General features: G+C 63.6%; 12 protein-coding genes. 1 reads left to right on the top strand and 11 read right to left on the bottom strand.

Annotated features, from left to right (window positions below; translation table 11 throughout):
* Positions 1-8 precede the first annotated feature (8 nt).
* The 7 genes from DNA98_RS01115 to DNA98_RS01085 form a co-directional block, all read right to left on the bottom strand.
* Entirely contained in the window at positions 9-539 is a 531-nt protein-coding gene (locus tag DNA98_RS01115; RefSeq protein ID WP_233492990.1) for a TlpA disulfide reductase family protein, read from the bottom strand.
* Positions 536-2551: a heme lyase CcmF/NrfE family subunit gene (locus DNA98_RS01110; protein WP_110524744.1), complete on the bottom strand. Its 2016-nt coding sequence runs from the start codon at positions 2549-2551 to the stop codon at positions 536-538. Before DNA98_RS01110 ends, DNA98_RS01115 begins: the two co-directional genes overlap by 4 nt.
* Positions 2552-2630: 79 nt before the next feature.
* Positions 2631-3059, bottom strand: coding sequence for a cytochrome c maturation protein CcmE (gene ccmE / locus DNA98_RS01105; RefSeq protein ID WP_110524742.1), 429 nt, complete (start codon positions 3057-3059; stop codon positions 2631-2633).
* A gap of 118 nt (positions 3060-3177) precedes the next feature.
* Positions 3178-3876, bottom strand: coding sequence for a cytochrome c biogenesis protein CcsA (ccsA, locus tag DNA98_RS01100; protein ID WP_110524740.1), 699 nt, complete (start codon positions 3874-3876; stop codon positions 3178-3180).
* Between the two features lie 76 nt (positions 3877-3952).
* The gene (locus tag DNA98_RS01095; protein ID WP_110524739.1) at positions 3953-4618 is read right to left on the bottom strand and encodes a heme exporter protein CcmB; all 666 of its coding nucleotides are present in this window, start codon (positions 4616-4618) and stop codon (positions 3953-3955) included.
* 56 nt (positions 4619-4674) lie between these two features.
* The gene (locus tag DNA98_RS01090; RefSeq protein ID WP_233492989.1) at positions 4675-5292 is read right to left on the bottom strand and encodes an ABC transporter ATP-binding protein; all 618 of its coding nucleotides are present in this window, start codon (positions 5290-5292) and stop codon (positions 4675-4677) included.
* A gap of 27 nt (positions 5293-5319) precedes the next feature.
* Positions 5320-6006 carry a cytochrome c biogenesis CcdA family protein gene (locus DNA98_RS01085; RefSeq protein ID WP_110524735.1) on the bottom strand — a complete coding sequence of 229 codons (687 nt, stop codon included), beginning with the start codon at positions 6004-6006 and terminating at the stop codon, positions 5320-5322.
* A gap of 149 nt (positions 6007-6155) precedes the next feature.
* Here DNA98_RS01085 and DNA98_RS01080 point away from each other — a divergent pair, with 149 nt between their 5' ends.
* A complete protein-coding gene (locus DNA98_RS01080) occupies positions 6156-8639 on the top strand; it encodes an ATP-binding protein (protein WP_110524733.1) in 2484 nt (827 codons plus the stop codon).
* On the opposite strand, the gene DNA98_RS01075 is transcribed toward DNA98_RS01080, so the two are convergent.
* The 4 genes from DNA98_RS01075 to DNA98_RS01060 form a co-directional block, all read right to left on the bottom strand.
* Complete coding sequence (locus tag DNA98_RS01075) at positions 8593-8970, bottom strand: response regulator (RefSeq protein ID WP_110524731.1); 378 nt, start codon at positions 8968-8970, stop codon at positions 8593-8595. The genes DNA98_RS01080 and DNA98_RS01075 overlap by 47 nt on opposite strands.
* Positions 8971-9042: 72 nt before the next feature.
* The gene (locus DNA98_RS18455; protein WP_110524729.1) at positions 9043-9498 is read right to left on the bottom strand and encodes a response regulator; all 456 of its coding nucleotides are present in this window, start codon (positions 9496-9498) and stop codon (positions 9043-9045) included.
* Positions 9491-11731 (bottom strand): ATP-binding protein, encoded by a 2241-nt coding sequence (locus tag DNA98_RS01065; protein WP_110524727.1) that lies wholly within the window; start codon positions 11729-11731, stop codon positions 9491-9493. The genes DNA98_RS18455 and DNA98_RS01065 overlap by 8 nt, the downstream gene beginning before the upstream one ends.
* 1 nt (position 11732) lies before the next feature.
* Positions 11733-12308 (bottom strand): biliverdin-producing heme oxygenase, encoded by a 576-nt coding sequence (locus DNA98_RS01060; RefSeq protein WP_158531587.1) that lies wholly within the window; start codon positions 12306-12308, stop codon positions 11733-11735.
* Between the last annotated feature and the right edge of the window lie 148 nt (positions 12309-12456).

Below are 12456 nucleotides of genomic sequence, written 5' to 3'. Positions count from 1 at the left end.
GCCATCCCCTATAGCACCTTCCTCAACAACTCCTGGAGCGTGGCCGGGCTCAGCGGCCCGGCGTGGCGGTAAAGCACCTTGCCGTCTTTGCCGATCAAGAAGGTCTCGGGCACCCCGTAGCCGCCATAGTCGATCCAGACCCGCCCGTTTGTGTCGATGCCGCTGGGGAAGGTGAGGCTGAACTCTTGGATGAACCCCAAGGCCGCCCCGGGGTTGGTATCCTGCACGTTCACCCCCAGGATCAGCAGGCGGTCTCTGTAGCGCCGCCAGGCGGCCTCGAGCAGGGGGGCCTCGTCACGGCAGGGCACGCACCAACTGGCCCATAGATTGAGCAGGATGGGTTTTCGACCCAGGTACTTGGAAAGCTGGAGCTGCTCCCCCCACTCCGCTCGGTACGGAGCGAAGGTGGGCAGGGTAAAATCCGGGGCCGGTTTTCCCACCAACACCGAAGGCAGCGCACCGGGGTCGCCCCGCCGCAAACCCCAGAACAACAGCGCCCCCAACCCGACCAGCAGGGCGAAGGGCCACAAGCGCTTCACGCGGTGGCCCCTCCGGGAGCCTTGGCCAAAGCCCGCACGCCCGCAGGCCATAGGATGTAGAGCGTCCCCAAAACCACGATCATCCCCGCCACCCACAACCACAGCACCAGCGGGGTGACGATCACCCGCACCGTAGCCCACACCCCCCGCTCGTCCTGGCCGAACTGCTGAAGGATGAAGTAGTAATCGTTGCCCGGGGTGTACTTCACCGCAGGGGAGGGCAACGGCTGGTTCATCGCCCGGTAGACGTTGAGCCGGGGCCGGTACTGCCCTTCCGCCCACAGGCCCTGACGAGAGGTGCCGCGCACCTCCAAGACCGCGACGGTGGCCAGGCGGTTGGGTTCTTGTAGCTGCCGCAGGTCGATCAGCCGCACCTCGAGCCCCACCTCTTTCCAGGTCTCCCCGAGGCGCAGGGTCTTCTGCGCCTCTACCCGGTAGGCCTGGCTGAAGGCGATGGCCAGACAGCCCAACGCCACCCCCACGTGAACGATGTGGCTGCCGAAGCGCCGCTTGTTGCTGAGGGCGAGATCCGCCAGGGCTCGGGCCGCCGAAATGCCCAGCGATCTGGCCCGCTCGCGCACCCCCTGGTCCACCATCAACCCCACCGCCGCCAGGTTATACAGGAAAAGCCCCACCGCTAGCGAAACCCCTACGGTCCAGCCCCGAGCCAACCCCACCAGCGTGCCGATCAACAGCACCGCCAACAGGATCTGCAGGTTACGCACCGCCTCAGGCTTGCTCCGCCGCCAGGGCAATACCGGCCCGATGCCCATCAGCGTCAGCATGAACACCCCGAAGGGGGCCGCCATCTGGTTGAAGAAGGGGGCCCCTACGGAAACCTTGGCCCCGCTCAGGGCCTCCACCACCAGCGGCCAGACCGTGCCGACCAGCACCACGAAGGTGAACACGGTGAAGAGGATGGCCCCACCCAGCAAGGCCCCTTCGCGGCTCACAAGGCGCACCTCCCCGGCATCGCGAAGCTCCGAGGAGACTCGGGAGAGGAAGTAAAAGCTGGCGAACGCCACCGAGAGCAAGAAGGCCAGAAACACCGGCCCCACCGGCCCTTCACCAAACGCGTGCACCGACTGGATGACCCCCGAGCGGGTCAGAAAGGTCATGAAGAAGGTGGCGACGAAGGTCAGGATCACCAATGCAAAGTTCCAGCTTCGCAACAGTCCCCGCCGCTCCTGCACCATGGAGGTGTGCAAGAAAGCCGTGGCGAGCAACCAGGGCAGGAAGGAGGCGTTTTCCACCGGGTCCCAGGCCCAGTACCCGCCCCAACCCAGCACCTCGTAGCTCCACCAGGCCCCGGCCATCTTGCCCGCGGTCAGGAAGCCCCAGGCGATCATGGTCCACCAGCGGGTCTCGTGCACCCAGCTCTGGTAGCGCCGGGTGGCCATCGCCGCTACCGCATAGGCAAACGGCACGCTGAAGCCTACGAAGCCCAGGTACATCAGCACCGGGTGCACCGCCATCATCCAGTGGTTTTGCAAGAGCGGGTTAGGCCCTGGCCCCTCGGTGGGCGGGGGGATCACCGCGTCGAAGGGATGGGCCAGAAAGACCATCACCGCGAAGAAGAACACCTGCACGGTGAAAAGCACCCCCAGCGCGATAGGGGCGCGGTAGGGATCGAGGCCGTTTTTGCCCCCGGGAAGGGCGCGGGTATGCACCCGCCAGGAGACGATCCAGGTATAGAGGGTTTGCAGGGTAGCCCATAGCAGGATGCTGCCCTCGAGCGCCGCCCAGGGGGTGACCAGCTTGACCCATAGGGGCGAGGTGCTGGAGTGGTGCTCCGCCACATACCGTACGCTGAAATCATCGCTGAGCAAGGCCCACTCGAGCGCCCCGAAGGCCACCAGGGCCGCGAGCAGGGCCAGCCCCGAGGTGCGTCGGGCGGCCTCGAGGTAGCGCCCGTCCCGCTGGAAATGGGCGAAGCCAGACAAACCCAGCCCGATCAGCGAGAAAAGGAGCGCAGCGACCAGCGAGAGTCCACCGAGGAGGCCGGGGGTCATGCCTACCTCCGCCTCACCTCGTGCGTCGCACGGGGTACGTCAAAAGGTCCCTTAAGCGTATCGCCTAAAACGTACGGCTTCATCTGGTCTCCTCGATCAGCTTGCGTACTTGGTCGGGGGTCCAGCCCGCTTTAGGTGCCTGGTAGGACTCCGAGTGTTTTACCAAGAGGGTATCCCCCCGAAAGCTCTGGCCCTGGAAGCGGCCCTCCACCACCACCCCCTGGCGCTCCTTGAAGAGCGCCGGAGGGGTACCCCGGGCCTCCACCGGAACCTCAGAAACCCCGTCGGAAAGGACAAAGCGCAGCTCGAGGGTGTCCTTGTTGTAGCGAACCGTCCCGGCTTTGACGATCCCGCCCAGCCGCACCGGCCGGTTTTGGTAGCGCGCAGGCTGCTGGAAGTACTCCGAAGGGGTGATGAAGTACACCAGGTTCTGCCCCAGGCCGCCAAAGACCATGTAGGCCAGTGCCGCGAGGACGACCAGGATGCCGAGGATGTATTTGGGTTTCATTCTTCCTTACTCCCTCCGCCGGTAGCGCCAGACCAAATAGCCCAGATACCCTAGCACCGCTCCGTAAGTAAGCAGGTAGGCCCAGACCACGAAGGGGTTGGCCGGGTTGAACAGGGGGTTATCCATCCATGGCCTCCTTATGGGCGCTCTGGGCGGCCAGGTACCCCTTGAAGCGGGCGAAACCGAAAAGGAGCAAGGTGAGGGCCGTTAGGGTCACCAAGAGCGCGGGGAGCATGGCCGGGTCGAACTGGCTTTTGCCGGTGGTGAGGTTGAAGCTTTGCACCTGGTGCAGGCTGCGCCACCAGATCACCGACATGTAGCTGATGGGCACGTTGATGACCCCCAAGATGCCCACCGCTGCGGCGGCCTTGGCCCTGAGCTCAGGATCTTCGATGGCCGCGCGCAGCACGAAGTAGCCCACGTAGACGGCAAAGAGGATGGCGGTGGTGGTGAGGCGGGGTTCCCACTCCCAGTACACCCCCCAGGTCGGGCGGGCATAGAGCATCCCCTGCACCAGGGTCAGGCCCATGAACAACAGGATCAGCTCGGCCATCACCGCGGCCATGCGGTCGTGGGCGGGTTTTCGGGTCACCAGGTAGGCCACCGAGTAGGCCAGGCAGCCGAAGCAGGCCAGATACCCCACCCAGGCCGTGGAGATATGAACGAAGACGATCCGGTAGACGTACCCCTGGCTCACCTCAGGGGGGGAGGTCAGCACGAAGTACAGGGCAACGAGAAAGGCCAGGGTGCCGGTTCCCAGGAGGGCCAGGGTCAGGCCGTCCAGGCGGGTAGCAGGGGTGCGCTCGAGGGTCTGCATACGGACTCCTTTCTATTGTCCGACAAGCGGCATGAGAATGGGTACGCTGGGCCGGGCCAGATGTAGAGCATGACGCTCACCCCTCCAGCACCCAGGGAAAAAGCAGGCTGCACACCGTAACGTAGATCACGTCGAAGACCAACAGAAGCTGCCACCAGTGGCGCATCTCGGCCACCGGCGTACCTTGGACCAAGGCGATGGTGGCCTGCACCGAGGAAAGCACCACCGGGACCACAATGGGGAACAAGAGCAAGGGCAGCAGCACCTCGCGCCCGCGCAAGCGGGCCAGCATCCCAGCGTAGAAGCTGGAGACGCTGGCGTAACCCAAGGTGCCCAATAGCAAGGTGAGCAAGAGCCCCGGCCAGGCCGAGAGCGGCAGGTAGAAAAGCCCGGCGGTGAACACGATCAGGACGATTCCCACCAACAGGAGCAGGAGCATCTGAAACAGCAGCTTGCCGAAGTAGATCCACTCCTTGCCGCCGGGGGTGAGCAGCAGGTCATCCAGGGTGTTGTCCTCGAGCTCGAGCCCGAAAGCCCGGCCCGCCAACAGGCTCCCGGCAAAAGCCAGCGCCACCCATAACACCCCCGGCGCGGCCTTGCGCAAGTCCTGGGGGTAGGGGCCAAAGGCCAGCCCCAGGATGAGCAGCATCACCGTGAGGAAAAACACCACCGCCAGTAGCCCGGCCCGCCCCCGCAGCTCGAGGGTCAAATCGCGCCAGGCCAACCAAAAAATCCTCCGCACCGCCCCTCCGCTTTCCAGGCTACCGGAGTACGCTCTGGGAGAAGATTCCACCGCCCTCACCGCTCACCCCTCGCGGTATGGCCCAACACCACCTGGCGGTCGGCCAGGGTGGAGATCCAGGTCCGGTCATGGGTGGCGATCACCACCCCGCCTCCCCTGCGCGCTTGGCGCACGATCTCGCCCAGGAGCTCCCGGCCTTGGGCATCCAGGGCCGCCTCCGGCTCGTCGAGGAGCCAGACCTCGGTCCCAAGCAACTGCATCCGGCCTAAGGCCAAACGCTTTTTCATCCCGCTCGAGTACGAGAGCACCGGCTTCTTGGGGGGTAACCCAAGGTGCGCGAGGAGCTGGCGGATCGCCCCCAGGTCTACCCTGCGGCCCTCCAGGCGCAGGGCATAGGCCAGGTTCTCCTCTCCCGAGAGGTGGCGGTAGAAGGCCGGGGGATTGGCCAGCAGGCCGACCTTGGCCTGAGCGCTCACCCTCCCTGCGGTGGGGCGCACCAACCCGGCCAGCAGGCGCAAGAGGGTGGTCTTGCCCGCCCCGTTGGGCCCCAAAAGCGCCACCACCTCACCCCCGGCCAGACTAAAATCCAGTTCCCGGATCACCCACTCCCGCCCGTAACGCTTGGAGAGGGCCTCGGCACGGAGCAGGTAGGGCGGCGGGGGGGAAGGGGTCATGGGGCGTAGCATACCGGGTAGGGGTAATTATAGCCGCTCGAGCAGCCAGGAAGGGGTGATCTTGAGAAAGAAGCCGTTGAGCTGGGTGTAGTAGCCGCTGAGGAGCAAGGCCCCGACCAGCATCAGAAAGGCCCCGGCGCCGCGCTCGACCCATTTGGTGAGGTGGCCGGTGCGGCGGATCAAGGCCACTGCCCGGTCGGCGAACACCGCCACCAGCAAAAACGGCACGGCCAACCCCAGAATGTAGATAAGCAGCAGTTCGGCCCCCCGCCCCTCCACCGTGGTGAGGGTGAGGATACCGCCCAGGATGGGGCCGATGCAAGGCGTCCAGCCCAAAGCCAGCACCACCCCCAGCACGAAAGCCCCCCAAGGCCGCGCCGTGTCGCCCTGATAGCGCAGGCCCACCCCCCTCGAGGCCAAGCTCTTGAGGCCGAAGAGGTTGAACATGTAAGCCCCAAACAGGATCATCACCGCCCCGCCAACCCGCCCCAGCAGGCTCTTGTGCTCGGCCAGCAGGTTACCCAGCAGGGTAAAAGGCAGCCCCAGCAGCAAGAACACCAGCCCGAACCCCCCCACGAAAAAGAGGGCGTTGAATAGAGGCCGCCCGCGCTCACCCCCCAAGTAGAGCAAATACGTGGGCACCAGCGGCAAAACGCAGGGCGACAAAAACGAGAAAAGCCCCGCGAAGAAAGCGGAAACAAAGGTAAGGGTCATGGCTTCAGATTAAAGGTGTACCGCGGCAGCCATACGTCAGGCGGTTTACACACCCCGCAGGTCCATCCTAGGCAAGGCTTGCGGGACATTCGTACTTCGCCCGGCCAAATGCCTGGGAGAAACCGCCCGGATGTTCTAGGCTATAGAAGATGTTTCGCTGGCGCAAAGCCTCTGCCGAACCCGCCGCGGTGATGGCCGCTTTGCACGAGGCGCTGCTCTCGGACGTGGAGCTCAAGCCGGTGCTGCGTAACCTGCTCTCGGCCACCACCCGCCAACTGGGCGCCGAGCGGGCCTCGATCTTTCTCTATCACCCGGCGGAACAGGACCTGCGGGGGGAGGTAGCCTCGGGGGCTCACCAGACCGTCACCACCATCGCCTTGCCGCTCTCGAGGAAAGGCCCCGTCCAAGAGGCCTTTTTCGCCCCCCCCGAGGGGATCGTCAAAGAAGGCGATTACCTGCTGCCCATCGTGTTGCAAGCGGCCCCTTCGGGCGGGAACCCCTACTGCTGGGTCACCCCAGAGCGCTCCTGCACCATCAGCCCCAAGGCCACCAAGGTCAACCGAGCGCTGGTCTGCCCCAGTTGCCGCCACTTCGGGGCGATGGGGGTGCTCTCCCTGGAGGGGCATTTCCCGGAGGGAACCCGCGAGCTGATGCCGCTCATCGCCCGCTCCACCGCCCTGGCGGTGCGCAACGCCCGGGTCTACGAGGAAGTGACCGAAAGCCGCGCCCGGCTAGCCCAGCGGAGCCGCCAGCTCGAGCTGGTGAGCGCGCTCTCCCGCCAAGTGGTGCGCAACCTCGACCTGGGGGCCATTCTCGAGACCCTGGCGGTGCGGCTGCACAAGGATTTCGGATACCATCGGGTGACCGTCGCGGTCAACCAAAACGACTTTTTGCAGGGGTTTCTCACGGTCAAGGAGGGGCAGGTCTACCGCACCCGGGGGCATAGCCGCATCCGCATTCCCATCCAGGGCTCGAGCGACCCCATGGCCCAGGCCGCCCGTTTGCGCCGCCCGGTGCTCGCTACCAAGGAGCAGCTTCCTCCTTGGGTGAACAGCGAGAGCATGGCGTTTGTGCCCATCACCGCCTTTTCACCTACATTCGTGGAGCCCGGAAAGCCAGCGCAGACCCAGACCGACATGGAGGTGCTGGGGGTGGTAGCGGTGGACCACGGCCCCAAGGGCACCGAGGTGGTGGTGGAAGACCTGTGGTATGTGCAGCTTTTGTGCAACACCGCGGGCGTAGCCATCAAGAACGCGCAGGTCTACGCCGAGCAGGCCCGGCTCTCCGAGGCCTTAGCCCTCGAGCGCAGCAAACTCACCGAGGCGCTCGAGCAGATGGGCGATGGGGTGATCGTGCTCGAAGAGGACCGGGGCTTCGCCAACCGCTTGGCGCGAGAGGCCTTGGGGCTGGAGCGCGAGGTAGAGCTTGGCGATCTGCCCGACTACCTCTACCCCGCGCTCGAGGGGCGGGAGCTCGAGGTGGAGCTAAAAGGCCGCACCTTCAGCGTGCTGGGCACCCGCGAGGGCCGGCTCAGGGTACTGGTGCTGCACGAAATCACCCAGCGCAAGCTAGCCGAGCAGGCCATACGTGAAAGCGAGTCGCGCAACCGGGCCATTCTGCAAGCCATCCCCGACATGCTCTTCGTGGTGAATCAGGAAGGGCGCATCCAGGAGTACAAGTCCGCCCGCGAGGAGCCCCTGCCGGTCTCGGGCGAGTCCTTTTTGGGCCGTACCCTTTCGGAGGTACTGCCTCCCGAAGCGGCCAACCGGGCCATGGAGGCGCTGCACGCGGCCCTTACCCAAGGCCGCCTGCCCTTTTTTGAATACCAGATCCGTACCGATGGGCGCTTGCGCGATTACGAAGGGCGGGCCGTGCAGATCGCCCCCCAGCAGGGCCTGCTCATCATCCGCGACGTGACCCCGCAAAAAGACGCCGAACGGATCAAAAGCGAGTTCATCGCGGCGGTGAGCCACGAGCTGCGCACCCCGCTGGCGGCCATCATGGGGTTTGCCGAGCTGCTCACCAGCGGGGAGATCCCGCTTGAAGAAGGCCAGGAGTTCTTGCGAATCATCTACGACAACGGACGGCGGCTGAAGAACATGGTGGATAACCTGCTGGACTCCTCGCGGCTCGAGGCGGGGCGCTTTGAGGTGTACAAGCGCCCGGTACAGCTCGAGGAAACCCTGCGGGGGGTAGCCGACAGCTTCGCCGGGGTGGCCCAGCTCTCCCAGGTGGAGTTCCACCGGGAGATCCCCCCCCTCCCGCCGGTCGAGGCCGACCCCGACCGCATCGGCCAGGTGATGGGCAACCTGCTCTCCAACGCTTTCAAGTTTACCCCTAAGGGCGGGAGGGTCACCCTGCGGGCCAGGCTCGAGGGCGACAGCCTGAAGATAGAGGTGGAGGACACCGGCCCGGGCATCCCCGAATCCGAACAAAGCCGGCTGTTCCAGCGCTACGGGCGCACCCAAAGTGCCGTCTCGCGCGGGGTGTCGGGGACCGGGCTGGGACTTTACATCTCCAAAGCCATCGTGGAGGCCCACGGCGGGCGGATCTGGGTGGAATCGGAGGTAGGCAAGGGCACCACCTTCAGCCTGACCCTCCCCCTCCATGCAACTCAGCCGCAACCAACCTAAGCAGCTCCTCCCCGCGAAAGGGTTTGGCCAAAAAGGCCTTGGCCCCCAACCCAAGGGCCATCTCCTCGTCGCGCTGACTGCTGCGGGCCGAGATCACCACCACCGGAGGGGTTCCCCGCACCGCCAGCTTTTGCAAAAGCTCGAGCCCATCCATCACCGGCATGGCGATATCGGTAACCACCAACCGGATCTCCGGGTGTTGCAACAAGACCTCCAGCGCCTCTGCCCCGTGGGCGGCTTGAAACACCTGATACCCCGCATTGGAGAGGATACGGGATGCCAGCAAGCGCATGTGGGGCTCGTCGTCTACCACCAGGAGGGTCACGGCCATGATATCGGCTTCAAGTGTAGCCCATTCCCCGAGGGCGAAAGGTGTTTTTGCGTCACGTAAGGACCCCGCTGGCTATGTCCTACCCCCCTCTAAGTGTGGGTAGCTACACGGCAGGCTAGCTGCCTCGAACCAAAAGGACTTGAGCTGGCTGATTATTCTAAGAAGATCATCGAGCCCCGGAGGCTTGACCACATACGCATTGGCTTGCAGGGCATAGGCCCTCTGAACGTCAGAATGGGCGTTCGAGGTGGTAAAAACCACTACCGTGAGGTGGCTAAGCTGAGGGTCTTGACGAATGGCCTGCAAGACATCAAAGCCGCTGAGACGTGGAAGATTGAGGTCTAATAGGATGAGGTCCGGCAAACTATCCTGGCTACGCGCTCCTCGAAGGAGTTCCAAGGCTTCTTGACCGTCACGGGCCAATAAAAGGGTATGCGGCAGCTCGCCCAGCTCTAGGGCTGCTTCCATCAAGAAGACGTCGGCGGGATTGTCTTCGACAAGAAGTATGCGGAGGGGAGGATTAGCCATGATGCTCCGGATCGGGGAGAAAAAACGTAAACGCGCAACCGGCGCCGGGAGTAGATTGCAGGGTCAAGCGGCCGCCGTGTTGCTCGGCAATCTTACGGCAAAGGGCTAACCCGATACCGTTACCCGGTGCATCCTCACGCCGTCCCAGCCGTTGAAAAAGGCCGAACACCTGCTCATGGTACTCTGGCGGAATTCCTGGGCCGTGATCACGCACGGTGAGCTGCCAGGCTCCTGGCACACGCTCGAGCTCTACCTCAATCCGGGGAGGACGCCCACCAAAAGTCAAAGCATTGCGCAAAAGATGCAGCAATAGGTCGCGTAGGCGCTCGGGATCTGCCTGAAGCAAGGGCGCTTGCTCCGGTAGGCGGAGGCGAGCTTGAGTTTCCCGGATCTGCGGTTCTAGCTTAGCCAGCACATCCCGCAGTACCTCATCCAGCGCCACCGGGCGGCGGGTTAAAGGGGGTGCCGAGAGCAGCGCGGTGTAGGCATAGAGGTCTTGGGTGAGAGTGCGTAGCCGGGCTGTCTCGTCGAGCAAAAAGTGCAAGATCCGCTCAGCCTGTCCATCCAATTGCTGACGGTAACGCAAGGCGAAAAGTTCGGCGAATTGCGCGATCAGACGTACCGGCTCTTGCATATCATGGGCGATCACGAAGGCGAGCCGTTGCCACTCTGCATTGGAGCGCTCGAGGGCAGCGTTTAGCGCCCGCAGCACGTGCAACCGCTCCCCCAATGTCGCCGTCAGGGCGCGCTGAAGGTCTTGGGCCTCTTCCAGTTCACCGGGATGCCAAGGTTCGGACCGTCCTCGCACGGTCTCTACATAAGTGGCAAAGGAGCGGCGTGGCCCTAGGGAATCCTTGGCGCTTTGTGGGGTAGCCCCACCCCAGCGGGCCACGGTAGCGATCTCGGGCCGCAGCCACACCACTCCTTCCGCCCAGTTGTTGCCCACTCCGATGGCTAGCAGGCCGCTGGCCCGGTCGCTAAGCTGGGCCGCAGGCGGCCAAAGTTCAGCCAAAGCGTCGGTATACAGAAAAGAGCCTTCCTGGGTGCGCAGCCAAGCGAGAAGGTTTTCTATCTCCGTGGGAGAAGGAGTCTGTCCACGAGCCCGCCAGCGCCCTTCAAAAAATACGATGACCCCACTGGCCCGCATAAGCCCAGCCAAGTCCAGCCGTTCGTCGCTCAGGGTTTCGAGAGGATCCAACGAATGGGCCACCGCTTCTACTAACCGTGCGTGTTGAGCATGCAAGCGAGCCCGAAAAGCATCGGTGTCGGCACGGGATTTAATCTGCACCTGCAAGCTAAGCAAGCGGCCTAAGTACTCCAACGCGGTGCGAATCTCAGGTGGTACTACGTAGGGGGTGAGGTGGTGGCAAGAGATCAACCCCCATAGACGCCCTTCCACCACGATGGAGACCGACAAGCTGGAGGCTACCCCCATATTCCGCAGGTACTGTATATGCATCGGCGAGGTAGCCCGCAGCACCGCTCCGCCCAGCGGGGTAGGTTGGCCGTTTTGGGGGTTAAGTAAGGGTTCGAGCGGCACAGGCTGAGCCTCCACATTCGCGGTCATCCGCAACAAATGCCGAAGGTAAAGAGCCCGAGCCTGAGCTGGAATATCCGATTCAGGAAAGCGGTGCCCCAAAAAGCTAAAGAGATCGGCCCGGCGCGCTTCAGCGATAACCTCGCCGCTAGCGTCGGGGGCGAAACGATAGATCATCACCCGGTCGAAACCGGAAATCTCTCGAACTACTTGCGCTGCCACCTGTACAAGCCCGTCCAACGTCGGTGCCCCCTCGAGGGCAAAAACCGCGTTGCGCAAGGCGTGCGGACCGGTTGGGTCATACCCTTGGCTGGCCTCGAATTCCAAGATCAGCAGATCCTGTACCCGGTGGGCAGTCAGCGCCCGGCGGCCAACCGGCAGATCCAGCGTGGTGCGGTACTGAAGGTTATCCGGCGATCCGACCGGCAAAGCGGCCAGCATTGGCTGGAGCGCCGCTTCTGACAAAACAGTCGCCAGCGAAGACCCACGCAGGCTTTCCGGGGGCTGACCAAGGTGGGCGGCGGTATTAACGCTGGTTTGCAGGATGAGCTGAGTATGCGCATCTACCGCGAGCAAGGCCCCGTGGGGCTGGATACTTCCCGGAATATGAATGGGCTCGCGGTCGCAGTTGTCAGGAGTAATGACCGGCCCGCCCAGATAGGTGGGGGGCAACAAGCCCGCCTCCTCGTAGCCCATGCTATCCCCCCCGCAAGAATTGGCCAAATAACGCAAATGTACAGCGCGCCCCCTCGGCGACCTGCTCTTCGCTGCCGGGCAGTACTTGCTGCCGCAAGATCTGACCAAAGGATTTCCACATCGCGCTGGTCTTGGGACCGTAACCAACGAAGTAGCGTAGCCCCCGCTCCGGGCTGAGGCCTAGGCTATTCTGGAGGTGCCGCGAGATCAACTGCCCGCCCAAGCTCGAGCCCTCCAAGACGTACATGGCCCCCAAGGCTTCCGGCACCTCTTGGGGCAGCCAAGACAAGGCCGTAGGAAGAGGGGGCAACTCCGCGCCCAAAGCAAGCAGGTCCGCGCGCAGCGCCGGGCTTTTGAGTCGCTCGCTAAGGCATAAAGCTGGCGGTAAAGGTAAGGTGCTCAGGCGGGATTCGAGGGGAGCCACTGCCTGATAAATCTGGCTCAGTAATATCACATAGCGCCCGCGGTCAAAGGCCGGATCGAAAACCGGCAGCAGCGCCTCAAGCCGCTCATGTTCACCACGGGTGGCCTCTTTTAGGTAGAGCATGATATCCGAAGCCCCCCCTCGTACGTGCATATTCATCCTCATCTCTACGGATTATTCAAAACTATAGCACCTTGCAGTTTAACATCTAAAACAAGTAGCTAGAATAAAATGGCGATAGAATTACCTTCGATTGCGATCTCCCCGCATAGCCCTCGAGCGTTAGCCGCAAGATCAGGGA

Source organism: Meiothermus sp. Pnk-1 (genome assembly GCF_003226535.1).
GTDB lineage: Bacteria > Deinococcota > Deinococci > Deinococcales > Thermaceae > Allomeiothermus.
The sequence above is the reverse complement of the archived record's forward strand: the minus strand, read 5'-3'. Positions and strand labels throughout refer to the sequence as shown.

Excerpts from the sequence above, each read along its gene's own strand:
- DNA98_RS01110 (WP_110524744.1), bottom strand. The coding sequence starts at position 2,551 with ATGACCCCCGGCCTCCTCGGTGGACTCTCGCTGGTCGCTGCGCTCCTT.
- ccmE (WP_110524742.1), bottom strand. The coding sequence starts at position 3,059 with ATGAAACCCAAATACATCCTCGGCATCCTGGTCGTCCTCGCGGCACTG.
- ccsA (WP_110524740.1), bottom strand. The coding sequence starts at position 3,876 with ATGCAGACCCTCGAGCGCACCCCTGCTACCCGCCTGGACGGCCTGACC.
- DNA98_RS01090 (WP_233492989.1), bottom strand. The coding sequence starts at position 5,292 with ATGACCCCTTCCCCCCCGCCGCCCTACCTGCTCCGTGCCGAGGCCCTC.
- DNA98_RS01085 (WP_110524735.1), bottom strand. The coding sequence starts at position 6,006 with ATGACCCTTACCTTTGTTTCCGCTTTCTTCGCGGGGCTTTTCTCGTTT.
- DNA98_RS01080 (WP_110524733.1), top strand. The coding sequence starts at position 6,156 with ATGTTTCGCTGGCGCAAAGCCTCTGCCGAACCCGCCGCGGTGATGGCC.
- DNA98_RS01075 (WP_110524731.1), bottom strand. The coding sequence starts at position 8,970 with ATGGCCGTGACCCTCCTGGTGGTAGACGACGAGCCCCACATGCGCTTG.
- DNA98_RS18455 (WP_110524729.1), bottom strand. The coding sequence starts at position 9,498 with ATGGCTAATCCTCCCCTCCGCATACTTCTTGTCGAAGACAATCCCGCC.
- DNA98_RS01065 (WP_110524727.1), bottom strand. The coding sequence starts at position 11,731 with ATGGGCTACGAGGAGGCGGGCTTGTTGCCCCCCACCTATCTGGGCGGG.
- DNA98_RS01060 (WP_158531587.1), bottom strand. The coding sequence starts at position 12,308 with ATGCACGTACGAGGGGGGGCTTCGGATATCATGCTCTACCTAAAAGAG.